The organism is Flavobacterium bizetiae (assembly GCF_024271895.1).
Taxonomy (GTDB): domain Bacteria; phylum Bacteroidota; class Bacteroidia; order Flavobacteriales; family Flavobacteriaceae; genus Flavobacterium; species Flavobacterium bizetiae.
This window is the reverse complement of the sequence record NZ_CP091861.1, coordinates 1,178,831-1,198,860: the sequence shown is the minus strand read 5'-3', so window position 1 is coordinate 1,198,860 and position 20,030 is coordinate 1,178,831. Positions and strand designations below refer to the sequence as shown.

22 protein-coding genes are annotated in these 20,030 nt (G+C 32.2%); 7 read left to right on the top strand and 15 right to left on the bottom strand.

What is annotated here, in order from left to right:
- Window positions 1–51 precede the first annotated feature (51 nt).
- From atpA to L0669_RS05355, 11 genes are all read right to left on the bottom strand, one after another.
- Window positions 52–1,629 (bottom strand): F0F1 ATP synthase subunit alpha, encoded by a 1,578-nt coding sequence (gene atpA, locus L0669_RS05405; RefSeq protein WP_053472983.1) that lies wholly within the window; start codon window positions 1,627–1,629, stop codon window positions 52–54.
- Window positions 1,630–1,667: 38 nt separating this feature from the next.
- Window positions 1,668–2,201: an ATP synthase F1 subunit delta gene (gene atpH / locus L0669_RS05400; protein ID WP_263761882.1), complete on the bottom strand. Its 534-nt coding sequence runs from the start codon at window positions 2,199–2,201 to the stop codon at window positions 1,668–1,670.
- A gap of 4 nt (window positions 2,202–2,205) precedes the next feature.
- Complete coding sequence (locus tag L0669_RS05395) at window positions 2,206–2,706, bottom strand: F0F1 ATP synthase subunit B (RefSeq protein WP_173971326.1); 501 nt, start codon at window positions 2,704–2,706, stop codon at window positions 2,206–2,208.
- Between the two features lie 89 nt (window positions 2,707–2,795).
- Window positions 2,796–2,993, bottom strand: coding sequence for an ATP synthase F0 subunit C (atpE, locus tag L0669_RS05390; RefSeq protein WP_008465835.1), 198 nt, complete (start codon window positions 2,991–2,993; stop codon window positions 2,796–2,798).
- 32 nt (window positions 2,994–3,025) lie between these two features.
- The gene (gene atpB, locus L0669_RS05385; protein ID WP_263761880.1) at window positions 3,026–4,201 is read right to left on the bottom strand and encodes a F0F1 ATP synthase subunit A; all 1,176 of its coding nucleotides are present in this window, start codon (window positions 4,199–4,201) and stop codon (window positions 3,026–3,028) included.
- A 118-nt stretch (window positions 4,202–4,319) separates the two neighbouring features.
- A complete protein-coding gene (locus L0669_RS05380) occupies window positions 4,320–4,712 on the bottom strand; it encodes a hypothetical protein (protein WP_173971324.1) in 393 nt (130 codons plus the stop codon).
- Between the two features lie 57 nt (window positions 4,713–4,769).
- On the bottom strand, window positions 4,770–4,997 hold the full coding sequence (locus tag L0669_RS05375) for an AtpZ/AtpI family protein (protein WP_173971323.1): 228 nt from the start codon (window positions 4,995–4,997) through the stop codon (window positions 4,770–4,772).
- Window positions 4,972–5,376, bottom strand: a complete 405-nt coding sequence (locus L0669_RS05370; RefSeq protein WP_173971322.1) for a bactofilin family protein — start codon at window positions 5,374–5,376, stop codon at window positions 4,972–4,974. The genes L0669_RS05375 and L0669_RS05370 overlap by 26 nt, the downstream gene beginning before the upstream one ends.
- Window positions 5,377–5,386: 10 nt before the next feature.
- Complete coding sequence (porW, locus tag L0669_RS05365; RefSeq protein WP_263761878.1) at window positions 5,387–7,996, bottom strand: type IX secretion system periplasmic lipoprotein PorW/SprE; 2,610 nt, start codon at window positions 7,994–7,996, stop codon at window positions 5,387–5,389.
- Window positions 7,997–8,084: 88 nt separating this feature from the next.
- Window positions 8,085–8,780: an ABC transporter ATP-binding protein gene (locus L0669_RS05360; protein ID WP_263761876.1), complete on the bottom strand. Its 696-nt coding sequence runs from the start codon at window positions 8,778–8,780 to the stop codon at window positions 8,085–8,087.
- A gap of 115 nt (window positions 8,781–8,895) precedes the next feature.
- Entirely contained in the window at window positions 8,896–10,356 is a 1,461-nt protein-coding gene (locus L0669_RS05355) for a DUF5687 family protein (RefSeq protein WP_263761874.1), read from the bottom strand.
- Window positions 10,357–10,484: 128 nt separating this feature from the next.
- On the opposite strand from L0669_RS05355, the gene L0669_RS05350 reads away from it, so the two are divergent.
- The 3 genes from L0669_RS05350 (at window position 10,485) to L0669_RS05340 (ending at window position 12,543) form a co-directional block, all read left to right on the top strand.
- Window positions 10,485–11,537, top strand: a complete 1,053-nt coding sequence (locus tag L0669_RS05350; protein WP_263761872.1) for a ferredoxin--NADP reductase — start codon at window positions 10,485–10,487, stop codon at window positions 11,535–11,537.
- A gap of 156 nt (window positions 11,538–11,693) precedes the next feature.
- A complete protein-coding gene (locus tag L0669_RS05345; RefSeq protein ID WP_263761869.1) occupies window positions 11,694–12,002 on the top strand; it encodes a hypothetical protein in 309 nt (102 codons plus the stop codon).
- Window positions 12,003–12,153: 151 nt separating this feature from the next.
- On the top strand, window positions 12,154–12,543 hold the full coding sequence (locus L0669_RS05340) for a hypothetical protein (RefSeq protein WP_232067377.1): 390 nt from the start codon (window positions 12,154–12,156) through the stop codon (window positions 12,541–12,543).
- Window positions 12,544–12,628: 85 nt separating this feature from the next.
- On the opposite strand, the gene L0669_RS05335 is transcribed toward L0669_RS05340, so the two are convergent.
- Both L0669_RS05335 and L0669_RS05330 read right to left on the bottom strand, forming a co-directional pair.
- Window positions 12,629–13,636 (bottom strand): glycosyltransferase family 9 protein, encoded by a 1,008-nt coding sequence (locus L0669_RS05335; RefSeq protein ID WP_263761867.1) that lies wholly within the window; start codon window positions 13,634–13,636, stop codon window positions 12,629–12,631.
- 235 nt (window positions 13,637–13,871) lie between these two features.
- Window positions 13,872–14,477, bottom strand: coding sequence for a DUF4254 domain-containing protein (locus tag L0669_RS05330; RefSeq protein ID WP_121327958.1), 606 nt, complete (start codon window positions 14,475–14,477; stop codon window positions 13,872–13,874).
- A gap of 111 nt (window positions 14,478–14,588) precedes the next feature.
- Between L0669_RS05330 and upp the strand changes: the two genes are divergently transcribed.
- Window positions 14,589–15,242: a uracil phosphoribosyltransferase gene (gene upp, locus L0669_RS05325; protein WP_263761866.1), complete on the top strand. Its 654-nt coding sequence runs from the start codon at window positions 14,589–14,591 to the stop codon at window positions 15,240–15,242.
- Here the strand turns inward: upp and L0669_RS05320 are convergent.
- A complete protein-coding gene (locus tag L0669_RS05320) occupies window positions 15,237–16,166 on the bottom strand; it encodes a DUF6427 family protein (protein WP_173971313.1) in 930 nt (309 codons plus the stop codon). The two genes, upp and L0669_RS05320, sit on opposite strands and share 6 nt — an antisense overlap.
- A 141-nt stretch (window positions 16,167–16,307) precedes the next feature.
- On the opposite strand from L0669_RS05320, the gene L0669_RS05315 reads away from it, so the two are divergent.
- Entirely contained in the window at window positions 16,308–16,538 is a 231-nt protein-coding gene (locus L0669_RS05315; RefSeq protein ID WP_041519835.1) for a DUF6341 family protein, read from the top strand.
- Here L0669_RS05315 and purD read toward each other — a convergent pair.
- Window positions 16,530–17,804: a phosphoribosylamine--glycine ligase gene (purD, locus tag L0669_RS05310; RefSeq protein ID WP_173971312.1), complete on the bottom strand. Its 1,275-nt coding sequence runs from the start codon at window positions 17,802–17,804 to the stop codon at window positions 16,530–16,532. The two genes, L0669_RS05315 and purD, sit on opposite strands and share 9 nt — an antisense overlap.
- 132 nt (window positions 17,805–17,936) lie before the next feature.
- On the opposite strand from purD, the gene L0669_RS05305 reads away from it, so the two are divergent.
- Both L0669_RS05305 and L0669_RS05300 read left to right on the top strand, forming a co-directional pair.
- Window positions 17,937–19,247 (top strand): phenylacetate--CoA ligase family protein, encoded by a 1,311-nt coding sequence (locus L0669_RS05305; RefSeq protein WP_263763911.1) that lies wholly within the window; start codon window positions 17,937–17,939, stop codon window positions 19,245–19,247.
- A 43-nt stretch (window positions 19,248–19,290) separates the two neighbouring features.
- Entirely contained in the window at window positions 19,291–19,818 is a 528-nt protein-coding gene (locus L0669_RS05300) for an ORF6N domain-containing protein (protein WP_263761864.1), read from the top strand.
- Window positions 19,819–20,030: the final 212 nt, after the last annotated feature.

Sequence of the window (20,030 nt, the reverse complement as noted above, 5' to 3'; positions counted from 1 at the left end):
TTAGAATGATGTTAAGACATTTTCTAATTATCTAATTAACGAATTATCTTATTAGTTATATTTTGCTGAAATTTCTTTTGCTGCTTTTTCGATAACGTCAGTAATGTTGTCATCTAATTTACCAGCTTTCAAAGCGTTAAGCGTATCTTTATGTTTACTGTTTAGGTAAGCTAAGAAATCTGCTTCAAACTCTTTTACTTTATTTACAGGAACATTTCTTAATAAGTTTTTAGAACCAGCGTAAATAATAGCTACTTGATTTTCTACAGTATAAGGATCATTTAAACCTTGTTTCAAGATCTCAACGTTTCTTTTACCTTTTTCAATTACGTTTAAAGTAACTGAATCTAAGTCAGAACCAAATTTAGCGAAAGCTTCTAATTCACGGAATTGAGCCTGGTCTAATTTTAAAGTTCCTGAAACTTTTTTCATTGATTTAATCTGAGCATTACCTCCAACACGAGATACAGAGATACCTACGTTAATAGCAGGACGAACTCCAGAGTTGAACAAATCTCCATCAAGGAAAATCTGACCATCTGTAATCGAGATTACGTTTGTTGGGATATATGCAGAAACGTCACCAGCCTGAGTTTCGATAATTGGTAAAGCAGTTAATGAACCACCACCTTTTACAATAGACTTAATAGAATCTGGTAAATCGTTCATGTTTTTAGCAATTCCGTCATCAGCAATTACTTTACAAGCACGCTCTAATAAACGAGAGTGTAAGTAGAAAACGTCTCCAGGATATGCCTCACGTCCCGGTGGTCTTCTTAATAAAAGAGAAACCTCACGGTAAGCAACAGCTTGTTTAGATAAATCATCATACACAATAAGTGCAGGACGACCTGAATCTCTAAAGTATTCTCCAATTGCAGCACCTGCGAAAGGAGCATAAACTTGCATTGGAGCTGGATCAGAAGCATTAGCTGCAACAATAACTGTATAAGCCATTGCACCTTTTTCTTCTAACATTTTAGCGATTCCTGCTACAGTTGAAGCTTTTTGCCCAATTGCAACATATATACAGAATACAGGTTTTCCTGCATCGTAAAATTCTTTTTGGTTTAAGATTGTATCGATACAAACAGTTGATTTACCTGTTTGACGGTCACCAATTACAAGCTCACGTTGTCCACGACCAACCGGGATCATAGCATCTACTGCTTTTACTCCTGTTTGTAATGGCTCAGTTACTGGCTGACGGAAGATAACACCAGGTGCTTTTCTTTCTAAAGGCATTTCGTATAAGTCTCCACCAATTGGTCCTTTTCCATCAATTGGAAAACCAAGAGTGTTTACTACACGTCCTACCATTTGCTCACCTACTTTAAGAGAAGCAATACGTTGTGTTCTTTTTGCTGTTGATCCTTCTTTGATTCCAGTTGATGGTCCTAAAAGTACCACACCAACATTGTCTTCTTCAAGGTTCAATACAATAGCTTCAAGTCCGTTATCAAATTCAACTAACTCACCATATTGTACATTCGATAGCCCGTAAATACGAGCAATACCGTCTCCAACTTGAAGTACTGTTCCTACTTCTTCTAGCGTAGCACCAGATTCAAAACCTTCTACTTGCTTTCTTAATATTGCTGAAATTTCAGCAGGTTTGATTTCCGCCATCTTAATTTATAATTTAGACACTTTTATGTGTAATAAAACTAATTACTTAACTCTCTTTTTAATACCTGCAATCTGTTTGCAACAGATGCATTGTATTGTTGATCACCTATTCTTAAAATAAATCCTCCAATGATTGATGGATCTACGATATTTTCTATTGTTACTTTTTTATCTGATAATGTTGCTACTTTTGCTAAAACTTTAGCTTCTAAAGCTGCATCCATAGGAATTGCTGTTGTAACTTTTGCTACTTCAACTCCATTTCCTTCATCAAATAATTTTTTATATTCTAAAGCAATTGCTTCAAGAATTTCAAATCTTTTGTTTTCAAATAATAAATGAAATAAACCTTTGGTTACTTCATTTGCATCTGCAAAAACTTCTAAAAGAGCACTTTCTTTAACTTCAACTTTTGTAGTTGGGTTTTGAATAAATGTACTCAATTCTACATTTGTATCAATTGCTGTAGCAATCGACTTCATATCGTTATTAACAGCTTCGGCAACACCTTTAGAGTTTGCTAAGTCTAGAATTGCTTTTGCATAACGAATTGCTGCTCTTGTACTTGCCATAATATTAGTTTAGCTTTACGTCACCTAACATTTTCTCTACTAATTTAGTTTGAGATTCTTTGTTAGATAATTCTTCTTTCAACAATTTTTCAGCAATGCTTAATGATAAAGTAGAAACTTGTAATTTCAATTCAGCCATAGCAGCATTTTTTTCACTTTCGATAGCCGCTTTTGCCTGCTCGATCATTTTTTGACCTTGCTCTTGAGCTTCGTGTTTAGAATCAGCAATCATTTTCTCTTTCATTTCACGAGCTTCTTTTAGCATCGCGTCACGTTCTGCACGAGCTTCATTCAAAATTCTTTGATTGTCAGCTTGTAAGTTTTCCATTTCTCTCTTTGCATTTTCAGCAGAAAGTAATGCATTTTTAATACCTTCTTCTCTTGCGATAATAGATTCCATAATTGGTTTCCAGGCAAATTTTACTAAAAGTAAAATTAAAACCAACAAGATTAAAGCTTGCCAAAAGAATAAACCGAATGAAAAATCGTTAATTAACTTATCCATTTTATAACTATATTAAATATTTAATTTCTTTTTTTAAAAGTAACAACACCTTTAACCAACCGTTAAAGATGTTGTTAGTTCTTTCTTTATTATTTTCCTAAGATTAAAGCAGCAAATGCTAAACCTTCTAATAAAGCCGCGATAATAATCATCGCAGTTTGAATTTTACCAGCAGCTTCTGGCTGACGAGCAATAGCGTCCATAGCAGATCCACCGATTTTACCTAAACCTAAACCTGCTCCGATTACTACTAATCCAGCACCTACTAAAGTTGGAATTGTTCCCATAACTATTTATATATATAAAATTAAACTTCTAATTAAATGATTGCAGTTTCATCTTCGTGATGATGTGCGTGATCATGATCCTGAACAGCCATACCAATAAACAATGATGATAACATTGTGAAAATGAAGGCTTGTAAAAATGCAACTAAAACTTCGATAACCGAAATAAATAATGTTAATCCTAAAGAGATTGGCAAATCTGCAGCTAAATTTTTACCTACAAAGATCATTGCGATCAAACTCATGATTACTACGTGACCTGCAGTAATATTTGCATACAAACGAATTAATAATGCAAATGGTTTTGTTAATGTTCCTAAGATTTCAATTGGAGCTAAAATAATTTTCATTGGTACAGGTACTCCCGGCATCCAGAAAATGTGTCCCCAATAATCTTTGTTTGCACTAAATTGTGTAATAATGAAAGTAAATGCAGCTAAACAAACTGTAATTGCAATATTTCCTGTTACGTTAATTCCTAGCGGAGTCATACCTAATAAGTTTAACACCCACACAAAGAAAAATACAGTTAATAAGTAACCCATATATTTTCTGTATTTTTTCTCTCCAATATTAGGAATAGCAATTTCATCTCTGATGAAAATGATAAGCGGTTCTAATACTCTTCCAAATCCAGTTGGGATTGGTCCTTTTTTATATGATTTTGCTAAACCAGTAAACATTATGAATAATAGTACTGCAACAAAAAGCATTGACACTACATTTTTTGTAATAGAAAAATCTAATGGCTTTTCGTTTTCAGGATGTCCGTGCTCATTAAAAGTAATGGTACCGGCAGCATCTGTTTTGTAAATTTTACCGTGAACTAGTTTGTAGAAGTTTCCATCAACTTCTGCAACTTCTTCACCATGGTGTAATTTTGAAGAAGAGAAAATTTTCAATCCTCCGTCGATAAGAATAACGGGTAATGAGAAACCATAATGTTTATTTTCTTTTTCATCTGAGAAGAAAACAAAATCATGAGAATCTTGTAAGTGATGATCAATAAAAGCGTCTACTTTAGCTTTTGGATCCAGAGCTTCATGCTCACCTTCTACGGGAGCGTTATGCGAAATTACTTTCTCTTCATGAGCAGTTTCAGTCTGTACATGCGTTGAGTCATTCTCTGAATTTGCAAAACTCATTACAGGAGAACAAGCTACTAAAGCTGCAAGAATAAATTTGAGCGGTTTGTTGGAAATCACCATATCTGTTAAAAATCTTATTTTTTACGTTTCTAAAATTTGGTGCAAAGGTACATTTTTTATTAATATTCAAAAGGATATGAAAAATTATTTTTGAACCCTTTTTTACAGAATCCCTATTTTAACGCTTTTCATTTAATAATCGGACAGTTAAAAGCGTCTCAAATAACAAAAACAAAATAAATGTTATAAAAAAATTGATTTTTTCAACCATTACCTCTGCACTATGGTTTTCTAAAATCGGTCTTAAAATTACATATCCTATTAACATTTGAGTAAAAGTTCCGAACAGGAAAGCCATTCCGACAATCTCAAAATTTTTCTTTTTTACTATTAATAGTATAAGGTACATTAATGCGGATAATCCGAAAAAAATCAAATACAAAAATTCTATACTATAATAGAAGGTTTGCGTATTTAAATCTAAAACTAAAAAAGCCGCTTTATGCAAAACATATGCTGCCAAAGCAAAAAAGAATAATTGTAAAAAGGATTTGTAATTTTTTAAATGCATTTGAAAATAATTTTATGCAAAGATGCACTTTTTATCAAATGCTTTCAATGACAAAAATCACTTTGTCTTGTTAATGTCATTTACCTGACGTATAACATTATATAATGCCAGGCCAACGCCCAGCATTACAAAGATTGTATTGTAGTATACTTTTGGACTTGGATGATTCTCATCTAACCATGTACCGAAATAAGAGAATAAAAAAATAATAATTCCCATTTGCACGGGAATATTAATAAGCGGCATCCATTTATTCCTTCTATTTTTGTTCGGCTCCTTTTCCATCTTTTAGCGTTACTTCTTTTGGATTATTTGTTAACATCGTACAAGTCGCCGTAAACTCTGCTCCAGGTTCAATAGACAGTTTTCCTACCGCAACTTCGCCGTGAATTTGCGCAGATGCCTTTATATTAAGTATCTCTAAAACTTTTATTTTTCCTTGAAATTCTCCTTCGATATCAGCATTATTGCAAACAATTTCTCCTCTTACAACGCCTGAGGCTCCTATAACTAATTTTCCTTGCGAAGTAAAATTTCCTATCAATTCGCCGTCTAATCTAAAATCAGCTTTAGAAACAATATCACCTATTATAGAGGTGCCTTCAACAATTCTATTTGTTTTTCCTAAAAGTTCTGTTCCGTTTTTTTTAACTTTATCAAACATGGTATGGGGATTATGGGGTTTTTGGGGCTAAGTAGGCTTCGAGATTTTTCTTTATTTGAATCAACTTATAATTATCACTTGATATAATAATAGGCTGATTTGATATTTGATATTTTTTATCATCTCTAAAAACTCCAGAAACATCTTTGGCATAAGCCTCTGATTTTAAACCATGAACAACGATAAAACTTTCTGTTTTATTGTATCTGTCAAAAGACGTGGTTAGTCTTTCATAATTTTCAACTAACAAAAAGACTTTAATTGCTTCTTCAATTTTTTTACGGGTTTTAGAATCATTATTAGGAACTAAGTATAAAATTTTCCAGTTTTTAGTGTCAACAGATGTAAAATCAAGTTTTTCTAAACCTGGAATTTGTTTTTCTAAAATTTCTCTGGCGTTTTTACCTTCATCACTATTTGGATAATTATCAGCAACTGTTTCTAAACCATTTTTATAAGCCGCAAGACCGTTTACTTTTCCTAAAGTATTTGCTTTTAGCAATTCATATTTAGAAACAATTTCGTCTCCGGAATACTGATTGATTAAATTATCGATATTGTCTAAAACGGTATCAAATTGTTCCTCCTGAAATAGCTTATACCATTTTTGATACTCTTTATCTGCAGATGCTAAATCTTCTGAATTGGTGTTGTTTAAAATTTGTGCATATCTCGAATTTGGATATTTAGAACTAATATCCATTTTTATAGCTTCAGCTTTTGCCGGATTTGTAATCTGATATATTTTGTACAAATTATACATCGATGGCAAAATCAATTTTTCTTCGGGATTATTTTTCAATAACTGTTCTAATTTATCACTTGCCAAATTATACTCCTTGAATTTCTCTTTATAAATAAGTCCTAACTGGTAGTAGGCAAAATTACGCTCTACCCCAATACTATCCATCGCAGCTTGTGTTTTTGGAAGTTGTTTTTCGTAAAAAGCAGTTGTATACTTTTCGATTACAATAGAATCTTTTAATTTATTCGCCGCATCCAAATCGTTATTGATAGTATCGTTCATTGCCGCATTATTAGCAGATTTTACTGCAGCCAATCTCCAATTTCCGCCCAAAGTTCTGTTACCCCACAATTTTTTGAATTGCAATTTTCCGTAGGCAACTGTTGTTGGATTGTAAAAATAAAAGGTACTTGCTGAATTATTTCCTGGTGGCATAATACCTTCAGGATCTGAAGGTGGTTTGCCAATAGAGTTAGGATTTATAGCTGTTGGCTCACTTCCTAAATTTGTATTACGATCTATATTGGCTAATCTCTCCTTTTCTTTTTCTTCTAAAATACGTTTTGCTTCATCTTTCTTTTTAAGTTCGGCAATATAATTTTCAAAATATAATTTTCTGTCCGGTGCAGGTAAACCGTATACCTTAATTATACTATCGTTGCGTTTTGCAATTCCTTCGTACTTAATTACGTTATCTAAATTTTTTCTGTTTTTTTGAATAAACGCATATTCCCTTGTTTTAGGATCTAATTTTACTAATGTACTGTCATAATATTTGGCAGCCATTGTATAATTGGTATTCTTAAAATACATGTTCCCAATATTTCTATAAGTCGAAGCTACCAGATACGGATCTTTAGATTTTCTGAATAGCGATTTGTTATAAAAAATCAGCGCACTATCCTGTAATTTATAATTATCATAAAAAACACCCATTTGATAAAACAGAATATCATAGTAAGGTCTGTTTTCACGGTCTGTAACTAGCTTGTTAAAAGACTTTAGAAACATTTGCTTGTTATCATTTTTATAATCAAACATTTCGGCCTTTTTAGCATAGGCATGCATCATATATTTACGGTCGGCTTTTCGATTCATATCGATTACACCATCATAAAAATAACTTGCACTGTCTTTTTTGCCAGCCTCCTGATACATCTGCCCTAAAATAAAACGATAACGTGCTCTGTCTTCGTTTACTTTTGTAAATTCTTCGGCAACTCTAAGTCTGGAAACCGCGCTGTCTTTTTGTTCTAAATTTAAAAAAGCTTCTGCCAGTAAAGCATTTGCATCAGAAAAAGTCTGTTTGTTTAAATCTGTATTTTTTAATAATAGTTTAATATTTTTTAAAACAATGGCATCATTCCCTAAACGCATATTTGTTTTCTCACGCCAAATTTTTGCCGTGTAGATATTACTGCTGTTTGGATATTTATATAAAATATAATTGAATGCTTCAAGTGCCGGAATAAAGCGCTGATCATAGTATCTGGCTTTTCCGAGCATTAAATAAGCTTCGTCGATTTGTGAATTTCGCTCTCTTCCTCCAATATTCATGGAGTGTTTCTGGATGGCTTTTGTTGCCTTGGTTTCTGCCTTTTCGAAATCCGGATTTTTAGCTTTTTCTTCTTCAGAAAAATTTTCATCAACCTGCATTTTTTCTATAGGCAGAGTCTTCCAGAAGTTATCCTGATTGTTGGCCTGAATCGAGTGTAAACCTTTTTCAAGACCAATTCCCCCATTGTACAAAATGTTGTATTTTGTACTTAAGGCGTGTGAATTTCTAGCTAAAAAAGTGTTTTTCTTGGTAGAACAGGCTATCAAAAGAAACAAAAAGACAAGAAAAAAACTATATTTAAGAGTATTCTTTTTCAATAGAAAAGATTTTAAATCAATTAACTGCTAAAAAGGATTTTTAGTATATTGACTTGTAAAAATACGCTTCTTTTTGAAATATAGAAATTTAAACCGCAAAAAACAATTCCAGTTCTTGTAAGGTTTCTTTTGAAGTTTGAATATCTTTTACCACTTCGCCTTTATTAAGAGCCACAATTCTATCGCAAACCTCTACTGTATGCTGCAAATCATGACTAGAAACCAGTACAGTAACATTGGGATTATCGGCCAGATCTTTTATTATTTTTTTTAATCGGCTTACGGTTGTAGGATCTAAATTTGCGAAAGGTTCGTCTAAAATAACTACTTCAGGATTACCTATAAGTGTGGCAATAATCCCCACTTTTTTCTGGTTTCCTTTTGATAAATCTCTTAAATATTTTTTGTTATTCAGGATTTCTCCATTAAAAAATTCTTCATGTTGTTTCAATAAAGCATCAATATCGGCTTTATTTTGATGACGTAAATCTCCAATAAAATAAAAGTATTCTTCTGGAGTCAAATATCCTATCAAAAAACTTTCGTCAAGAAAAGATCCTGTAAAAGATTTCCAGTTTTCGCTGGTATTTACCTGAATACTATTGTTTATAATATTTCCTGTAGAAGGCTGAATAAGATCTAATAACAAACTAAAGAAAGTAGTTTTTCCTGCTCCGTTATTACCTACTAGCCCAAAACTTTGTCCTTTTGGAATTTCAAGATTGTTAATGTTTAAAACTGTTGTTCCGTTATATTGTTTTGAAAGTTGATTTACTTGTATCATTGTAATTTTAGATTTTAAATTGATGATTTTAGATTTTTAAATCTCTTCTGTATTTTTTAATGTTTAATTGAATCTGATAAAATTTTCTCATTATCAAATTGGCACATTCTCTAATTTAATTCTTTTGTTTGTAAGCACTTATCGTACTGTATTTCTCGATTTTATACCTTTTTTCGATTAAAGAAAAAACTTTGTCTTTTAAGATAAAACCTAAAACTCCGGCACCTGCCACTAATGCTAAACCAATGGTTTTGTTTCCTAAATGAAGACCAATAGCATAAAGCCCCAAAGGCAATAATAATTTTGGCAAAGTCAATAACATTGCACTGGCATTAAAGGCTTTTTTATCTCCAAAAGCACCACCGGCTGAACTTAAATCGATTGGTGTTTTTGTAAATGCTCCGCCCAAAAGTACTAGATGAGAGTTTACACCAATGTTGTAAATAGCTCCAACTACAATAGTTAAGTAAATTTCCCATCCGAAGAAAAGATAAAAAGAAGCGATGATTGTCGAAATAATAGTACCAATAACTATCAGCCACCATTTTGAAGTAATATAACCACGATACGGAATATTTTGTGTCATCATTAATTGATAATATGAACTATCCCAACTTGGTACAAACTGACCAAAGACAAATAAAAATCCTCCTGAAACAAAGATTCCTGCAAAAATATGCATCACTTCCGGCTGATGTGTGTTTCCGAAAAATATGAAACCGTAGAACAAAAAGAAAACACTCATAAATATGGTTGTTTTTGACCTTTTGTTTCTCTTAATCAATTTAATATCATTTTTTAGAAAGGTTCCTAAAGTTCCAAACTGATTCAGCCAGGAAAGATTTTCTGTCGTCGCAACGTCTTCTTTTTTAGAAAGTCCTGCATCTAAAAACAGATTGTTCTTAAAATATTTAAATGTAAATAAATACAATCCGGCTAATACCAAAACTGGAATTATAAACAATCCTTTTGTTTCATAAAATCCCTGAAAAACAGGCGTTGTAAACTTCGTAATATCAAATATTTTATAATATTGAGCGGCGCCCAAAGCCATAATTATTCCAATAAAAACAACAAATAATTTATCAATATTACTTAAAATAATATTCAGGAAATTGTTGATATATACTAGCGAAAATGCAGCTAATAGCCAAAAAATAATCCCCGTAATGTCGTAACCTTCCATGGCTAGCACAATCGAAAAAGGAACAAAGAAAAGGGCATGAACCCAATTAAAAAAAGACAAAGCTGTTTTGCCTAATGAAAAATGAACAATGGTTGGTTTCTTGAAAGGTAAAACCAATAATGGTTTGATATTCAATACCGGGATTGCCTGCATTAATAAGCGAACAACGAGGTCAAACAGAAAATAATAAATCAGAAATTGGTTGATGGTTGATAAGGGTTCGAGATTCATTTTTCTTAATACATAAAATGCTCCAACGCCCATTCCGATAAAAAGTACCGAAAAATAAACCATCAAAAAACCAATTAAAATTTTCATTGCCACGTTTGCACCAAAGGATGCTGATCTCGTAAAGGCTTTCCATTCTAGATAAATAAACTTTTTAATCATGGTTATTTGGTTTTCAGTTTTGTAGTAAGAGATCAAATGTAACCAAACGTTACAAAAAAAGTTAAAAATAATTATTTCGTGCCTGACATTTAATCTCCGTTTGCTACTTTTGCATAAAATATACAATCATGCCTTCATTCTTAAAACTTATAATTAAAGAGGTAAAACGCGAAACAAAAGACGCGGTTTCTGTACTTTTTAATGTTCCTGAAGAACTAAAACCAGACTATAAATTTATAGCCGGACAATACATAAATTTAAAATTAACTCTTGATAATCAAGAAATTCGTCGTGCTTATTCTATTTGTTCAGCACCAGAAAGCGGTGAATTAAGAATTGCAGTAAAAGCAGTAAAAAACGGTTTGTTTTCTCAATTTGCGAATACCAGACTTAAAGCGGGCGATGTTCTTGAAGTAGGTCATCCTGAAGGGATATTTACTTTTGAACCAGACGCTGAAAGACAAAAAAACTACGCAGCTTTTGTTGCCGGAAGCGGAATTACTCCTGTACTTTCGATCATAAAATCAGTTTTAAAAAGTGAACCAAAAAGTTCATTTGTATTGGTTTACGGAAATAAAACTCCAGAAGACACTATTTTTTACCAGGAATTACATGATTTGCAATTGCAATATGTAGGTCGTTTTTTCGTGCATTATGTATTTAGTCAGGCTAAAGCCGAAAATGCATTGTTTGGAAGAATCGAGAAATCTTCGGTAAATTTTGTTTTAAATAATAAACACAAAGAATTACAATTTGATAAGTTTTTCTTGTGCGGACCAGAAGAAATGATCAATACGGTTTCTGCTATTTTAAAGGAGAAAAACGTAAAAGAATCGGCTATTAAGTTTGAACTTTTTACTTCATCATCTCAGGAAAATGAAATAAAAGCTTCATTAGAAGGACATACAAAAATCACTGTTTTAGTAGATGATGACGAAGTTTCGTTCGAAATGTCTCAAAAACAAACCATATTAGATGCGGCTTTAAAACAAGGAATCGATGCTCCATATTCTTGCCAGGGTGGAATTTGCAGCAGCTGTCTTGCTCGTGTAACTTCTGGAAGTGCCGAAATGACTAAAAATTCCATTTTAACAGATAAAGAAATCGCTTCAGGTTTAATTTTAACTTGTCAGGCGCACCCAACATCAGAGTCTATTTATGTAGATTATGATGATGTATAAAGGTTAAAATTTCAAAAAAAATTAAATTCCAAATTCCAAACTTACGATTGGAATTTGGAATTTTTTTTGTTTTATATAATTAGCAATCTTTGTCAAAATTTTAAAATTTGACAAAGAGGAGAAATTGGAATTTGGCATTTAAAAAATTAATTGAATATGAGATCCGTACGAGAAATTTTTAAAAGTAAAGAATATCTTTTAGACGAACCTGAAGTAGAAAAACTTGTAGAATACTGCGAAGAATTGCAAGATGAAATTGTTGATCTTAAATTTGAGAAAACGAATAATAAGGAACTTGCGATGCTGGATATGCTCAAAGAAGTAATAAAAGGCTGCAATGCTATTGAAAAAGAACAAATGGAACACGAACGATTTGGTTATGAAGCACCAAATTATGAAGCTACAATTTCGAACCTTAAAAATTATATCTACAGCAGATGTAGAGACGAGAAAATTTGGCTTTAATTGGTATTGAAATAAAACCAAAATAGTGCTAAAATATTGCCGAATTTTTAGTATATTAGAGGTGAAATTACAGTAATCGCAATCTCCGTTTTGTGAAATTGTAGAGCTAAATAAGATTTGTCAACGCGTTTAAATATTAAATATCATGGCAATGCATCATTACCTCCGTCTATCTTTTATCGTACTTTTTGTAATAACCTCTTGTTTTTGTATTTATTTTATAATTAAAAAAAGAAGAAACAGAAAAGCGCCTAAATTACTTTCGGCAGAAAAATATAATTCATCAATGAGCGAAGGAATGAAAGAAATATCATCAAAAGATAGTTTTTTTAATATTTGGCCCTATGTGAGCGAATTAAAAGCTGCTAAAATTTTATCGAAAAAAATTAAAGAATCTGAACTGGTACATAAGGTTTACCGAAATTCAACTGAAGATTTTGAGCACATTTTGCTCGCTACAGAAAAAGAAAATCATTTTGTAGAAGTTGTAGTCGATAGAAACAAAAAGAAAGCAATGGGATATCTTTTTCTTGATTTATAAACAATCAAATTCCAATAAAAAAAATTCCAAATTCCAACTTTACAATTGGGATTTGGAATTTTTTATTGAGATTTAGTCTTTAAATTTACAAAAGACTCTGAATTTTATTTACAATTTCTTCCGGAAGTATGGTTCTCATTGCATCCTGATAACCTTCGACAATTTTGTTTCCGTAAACCGATGTTGGCAATTGCGGATATTGATTTCGATCTGAAGTTAAAGCATTTTCCATCGTTTGATTGAAAGGCAAAAATCCTGCATACGGATGCGTTGCGCCCCAAAGTGTGATAACTTTTACGCCCAGCATTGCTGCAATATGTGCGTTTCCGGAATCCATAGAAAGCATTATGTCGAGATTGCTAATAAGCTGTAATTCTTGCTGAAATTTAATTTTTCCAGCCATATTGATTACATTTTCAAATGGTTTTTCAAATGATTCCAGAATTTCGATTTCTTTCTTTCCTCCTCCAAAAAGTACTATTTTATAGTCTTTATTCGCAGCCAATTTTGCAATCACTTCCTGCATTAAATCCTGAGGATAGACCTTAGAATCGTATTGTGCAAAAGGTGCAATGCCGATTAATTTTGAGTTTTTATCGCCAATAATTTCGAGAATTTCTGAACTTAAAGTTGCCTTTTCAGGAAAAGTTGGGTTGGATAAATCTAGCGGAAAACCAAGTTCCTGAAACACTTTTGCATGTCTTTCGAACATAGTTGGCAATTGCCTGAATACTTTATTTTCGGCGCTTGTTAGCTCTTTTTTACCTTCACGACCTTTATCAACAGTGGTTCTTTTTTTTCCGCTTAAAGCGAAAAGTAAACTCACAATTTTTGATCTTAAAACATTATGAAGATCTGCAAAAGCATCAATTTTAAGCTTTTTCACGTCTTGAAACAGTTTCAAGAGTCCCGCAAAACCTTTGTGACGTTTTTTTTCATCGAAAGCAAAAAAGTCAAGATTCGGGATTCCGTCAAAAAATGGCTTGAAAAACGGACGTGAAATTACGGTGATTTTTACCTCTGGATACTGTTTTACAAAAGCGCGTAAAACAGGAACCGTCATGGCGACGTCTCCCATTGCGGAAAGTCTCATGACGGCTATATGCTTAATTTTACTAGACAATTTCTTTATGTTTTTAAATTCACGTCTTTTTCCGGTTCTGTACTTTTAGCCCAGATTGAAATGAAAATCCCGGAGCAAAAAAAATAAAGTTTCTTGTTTAAAAAAAGCGACCAACGGAAGCTCTTTTTTGAACAATAGAAACTCTATTTTTTTTTGTCCCGATAGCTATCGGGATGAAATGGAAAGCTGGAAATAGCTCCAGAAATTATTTCTTATTTTGGTATAAAACAGGATTTAATTCATCGTCGTTGTACATTTTCATTTGTTTGTACACTTTCATGAATTTATCTCCGTTTTCGATATCGGTAAGCAAATCATCAATCGCTGTTGATAAATCGCTTCTTTGTTCTAAAAGGATGTTTAGTTTTTCCTGACATTTATCTCTGTGCTCTTGTGAAGCCTCTGCACGAGTAGCTTCTTCATGCATATGATAAATTTTTAGTGCCAGGATAGACAATCTGTCAAAAGCCCAAGCCGGACTTTCTGAGTTGATTTTTGCACCATCTTTTACTTTTACATCGCTGTATTTTTGTAAAAAGTAGCTGTCGATATATTCTACCATATCAGTACGTTCCTGATTTGAAGCATCGATTCTTCTTTTTAAAGTAAGAGCTGCTACAGGATCTATTTGGGGATCACGAATGATGTCCTCAAAATGCCATTGAACAGTGTCAATCCAGTTTTTTAGATATAACAAATGCTCGAATTTATCCTTAGGATAAGGATTGTTTATTGGTTGATCTACATTATCAAATTGATGATAATCTTTGATGCTTTGTTCGAAAACAGAATATGCTAATTTTGAAAACATGTCTTTATTTGTTAGAGTTACAAAGATACTTTTTATACTTTTATCGTGCGAATAAAACGATGAAATTTTCGTTATCGTACTGTAACCCATTGATAATTCTAAATTTTTATTATGAAAATCCATTATATTTCTGAAAATAATAGCGTATTAAATCACTTTTTAGGTCAAATCAGAAACGTAAGCGTTCAAAACGATAGTATGCGTTTTAGACGAAATATTGAGCGCATTGGCGAAATTATGGCTTATGAACTTAGTAAGGATTTGTCGTATAAAGAAGTTGAAATTGAGACTCCGCTGGGTATAAAAAAGACAACCGAAATTGAAAGTGATTTGGTTTTATGTTCGATTTTAAGAGCCGGATTACCGCTTCATAACGGTTTTTTGAACTATTTTGATCATGCTGAAAATAGCTTTGTTTCGGCTTGCAGATATCATCCTAATAACGATCATGAATTTGAAATTCGGGTTGAATATCAGGCTGTTTCAAACATCAACGATAAAACGGTTTTATTGCTTGATCCGATGTTGGCAACCGGGCAATCTATTGTAGCGGTTCATGAAAAACTGATTCAAAATGCTACTCCAAAGGAGATTCATATTGTAGTGGTTATTGCTGCACCAGAAGGAATTGCTTTTCTTGAAGAAAGCCTTCCGGACAATTGCCATTTATGGGTGGCTTCTCTCGACGAGAAATTAAATGAGAAAAACTACATTATTCCTGGTCTGGGAGATGCAGGAGATCTTGCTTACGGAAGTAAATTATAGTTGAGAGAAATAGGTAAATAAACTACACAAAATCAATACATAAAAAACAATCTCGTTGTTGAGTTTTTGCTGCATATACTCTACGTGGCTTGCTGCCATAATGGTTAACGGAGCAATACTAAACAACAATAAATCATTGCTTTTGTCTGGAGACACAATGTAAACAAGGGCTGCAATAAAAAAACAGGCTATGATCTTTTTGTATGATGAATGTACGATTTGTGGCCTGTTTGACAATGTAGTTAACATTGATGTTACAAAAAACAAAGCGACTGCAACGTATATTGAAAGTGCTCCGTTTTCGTAATTATTTTTGAAATAAGTAATGTTAAAATCGATTACGGCACGTTTCTGAAAAAATTCGATAATATCGATATGGAATATCAGCGCTATCAATAAAAAGATTATTGATACAGCTAAAAGCGCTATAAAAGGTAAAATCCAGTTTCTATAATCTCTTGAAACGTGAAAAATGATGGATATAAATACCAATATCAGGAAAAGAATACACCAAAATTGAAATAAAGCGGCTATTAAAATCCAAAAAGAGGCATCGAATATTTTTTCTTTTGAAGCTTTTAGGGATTGCAGCGAAATTAATCTTCGAAGCGCCAGCAAAATAAAAAAGTTGGCATAAACGACATTCGAATTATTAAAAATCGTAGGAAAGAATAATATAAACAATAAGTAGAAAAAGATCGCATAACCGTTGTCTTTACTGAGTCCGTTCTTTTTTACGATAAAATTAACTAGGAAAAAAGAAGCTAAAATAAAGAGCAGCACACTTACTTTTTGGAACGCCAAAAAATAAGAACTCACCCATGATGGATCTTTAATTTGAAAAATAAAAAAGAAAACCAGTATTAAAATTACGACCAATGAATAATTTAATGGCGTAGATTTTTTAAAAACACTTGTTATCATAAGGATATTTTATACTTTTGTGATTGTAAATATAATACTTGTTTAAAAAGGAAAACCCAACAAGTTGAAAAAAGATTCTATTATCTGAATTTTAACTTCAATGCGTTACACAACAATAAATAACATATAATTTTATAAATTATGACAGCTTTTTTCGAAGGAATTCAATACTTATTCGTTAACATTTTATTTGCTCCACTTGACTTTTTACGTCACTTAGAACTTATTACTTGGTTTGGTGCTAATACTATTAACTGGATTTTTATGATCATCTGCGCATGCGCAATCGTTTATTGGATTAAACAATTACGCATTTTTGATGACGCCGGAACAGAAAATCAAGATACTACAGCTCACTCTTTTTTAAAGTAAGTCGAAGCCAATATCTTTTCTAAAATACATCTTATCAAAATTTAGTTTATCTATATTTTGGTAAGATTTTTTTATGGCCTGTTGAAAATCGTCTCCGTAAGATGTTACAGTCAATACACGTCCTCCATTACTAACGACATTATTGCCATCTAATTTTGTACCCGCGTGAAAAACTATAGAATCTGTAATATTTTCTAATCCTGTAATAACTTTTCCTTTTTCAAAATCTTCAGGATATCCGCCAGAAACTACCATAATCGTAGTAGCACTTCTAGGATCAACTTCTAATTCGAAAGTATCTAACTTTTGATCTGCAACTGACTGGAACAATGCAACCAAATCAGATTTTAATCTTGGCACTACAACCTCAGTTTCAGGATCTCCCATTCTCACGTTGTATTCAATAACGATTGGTTCGTTTTTTACATTGATTAAACCAATAAATACAAATCCTTTATATTCGATTCCGTCTTTCTGGAAACCTTCTATTGTTGGTTTTACGATACGTGTTTCGATTTTTTCCATCAAAACAGCATCAACGTAAGGAACTGGAGAAACTGCTCCCATTCCGCCTGTATTTAATCCTGTATCGCCTTCGCCAATACGTTTGTAATCTTTTGCTGTTGGAAGAATTTTATAGCTTTTTCCGTCCGTTAAAACAAAACAGCTTAATTCGATTCCGTCAAGAAACTCTTCGATTACTACTTTTGAACTTGCTGCTCCAAATTTTTCATGAACCAACATGTTTCTTAATTCGGTTTTAGCTTCTTCAAGATCCTGAATAATCAAAACTCCTTTTCCTGCTGCTAAACCATCTGCTTTTAAAACGTATGGAGGTTGTAAAGTTTCTAAGAAATCACATCCTTTTTCAACTGTTTCGGCAGTAAAACTGTCGTAAGCAGCAGTCGGGATATTATGTTTCATAAGGAATTCTTTAGCAAACTCTTTACTTCCTTCAAGTTGAGCCCCTAATTTTGATGGCCCGATAACCGGAATATGTTGTAAACTTTCGTCGTTTTTAAAATAATCGTAAATTCCTTTTACTAAAGGATCTTCTGGCCCTACGACCACCATTTTTACATTTTCCTGAATTACAAATGCTTTAATGGCATCAAAATCTGTTGGAGACATTGCAACGTTTGTAGCAATTGCAGCCGTTCCCGCATTTCCTGGTGCAACAAAAAGTTTTTCGCAAAGCGGACTCTGAATCATTTTCCACGCAAAAGCATGTTCTCTTCCGCCTGATCCCAATAGTAAAATTGTCATGTGTAGTTGTATTTAGTTGTGGTGCAAAAATAATTGCTTTTGTACGTAAAAAATAATTAAATCTTAAAAACTTGTTCATTCTTCTATGTTAGTAATTGGATAATATTATTTTTGATGAAAATTTATCCTCAAATGATTTCTCTTTTTGATATTTCGCTTCGATTAAATGGTTTTCCTGTAAAGAAAGCCAAAGCTGAATTGAATGAAATCGTGAATTTATCTCAAGAAGAATATCTTTTTTTTCTTCAAAACAAAAAAAAAGAAATTGTCGATTTTCATTTGAAAAATAATACTTTCTACAAAAATTTAGTTGGGAATAAAACAGTTGAAAAATGGGAAGATTTACCCATTTTAAACAAACAAAATCTACAAAAGCCTCTTGAAGAACGGCTTTCAAAAGGATATTCCAGAAAAGATGTTTACGTTAATAAAACTTCCGGGTCTAGCGGAACTCCTTTTGTTTTTGCTAAAGATAAATATTCTCATGCTTTAACGTGGGCTTCGAACATTATGCGTTTTGGATGGTTTGGTATTGATTTTAATCATTCGCTTCAAGCTCGTTTTTATGGTATTCCGATGGATTTTATTGGTTATCAAAAAGAACGAATAAAAGATTTTTTGACGCATCGTTTCCGTTTTCCGGTTTTCGATTTATCTGATGTTGTTCTGGAAAAATTTCTGCAAAAATTTAAATCGAAAAAATTCGATTATATCAATGGTTATACAAGTTCTATCGTTTTGTTTGCGAAATATCTGGAACAGAAAAATATTGTTTTAAATGAGGCTTGCCCAACGTTAAAAGCTTGTTTTGTTACTTCAGAAATGCTTTTTGAGTCGGATAAAAAACTTCTGGAAAAACAATTCAGAATTCCGATAATCAATGAATACGGCGCTTCAGAACTTGATTTAATTGCTTTTGAAAATCCAAATGGAGAATGGCAAATAAATGCCGAAACTCTTTTTGTCGAGATTCTTGACGAAAATAATAAAATTCTCCCTTACGGGGAAGAAGGACGAATCGTTATTACTGCTTTGTTTAATAAAGCGCATCCGTTTATACGATATGAAATTGGCGATATTGGGATTTTAGACGAAAAAAGTACGCCACAAAAACCAATTCTAAAAAAACTAATTGGAAGAACAAATGATGTTGCAATCTTACCAAGCGGAAAAAAATCTCCTGGATTAACCTTTTATTATGTAACAAAAAGCATTATCGAAGATGACGGAAATGTAAAAGAATTTATCATCAAACAAACCAAATTAGATTCTTTTGAAATTGAATATGTTAGTGATTTTGAATTGAATAAAACTCAAATTCAAAAGATAGAAAAGGCAATCTCCTTGTATTTAGAGCCTAATTTAAACTTTAGTTTTAACAGAAAAACAGTTCTGGGAAGAAGCAAAAGCGGAAAACTAAAACAATTCAAATCGTATTTATAAATATAAATAAAATCTTACATTTGTTTTTTTTTAATTAAAACCTATGGAGGATCAATCTTTACTTTCTGAAGAAACAATTTCTAACAAAATATATTTTATTCGCGGTCAAAAAGTAATGCTTGATCGTGATTTGGCTTTACTTTATGGTGTTGAAACACGAATTTTAAAACAAGCTGTAAAAAGAAACATTTCTAGATTTCCTGAAGACTTTATGTTTGAACTTAATAAATCAGAATTTGAAAATTGGAAATCACAAATTGTGATCTCCAATTCTGAAAAAATGGGTTTACGCCATATACCAGCGGCATTTACTGAACACGGTGTTCTTATGTTATCAAGCGTTCTAAAAAGCGATAAAGCAATTCAAACTAATATTCAAATCATGCGTATTTTCACAAAAGTGAGACAAATGCTTTTGGATACGACAGAAATTAAGGTTGATATTCTTCAGATTCAAAAGAAGTTAGAAAATCATGATAAGAATATTGAATTAGTTTTTTCTTATTTAGATGAATTGACCGAAAAGAAAGAAGATGAAAATGCAAGAGTGAAAATTGGCTATAAAAAATAATATTTGATTTTCAAGGTCACAAATTGTGACCTTAAAGAATTTCAAAAAAAACAATCTTGATGTCACAAATTGTGACCTCAAGTTTCCTAAAGCTTCCTCTTTAAATATTAAGAAATAATTGGAGATCGCAAATTGCGACCTCCAATTCTTATAAGATAAGTTTTGATATACTCAAAAATCATTTAAACATTCAAGAAAGTATCTCAATTTAT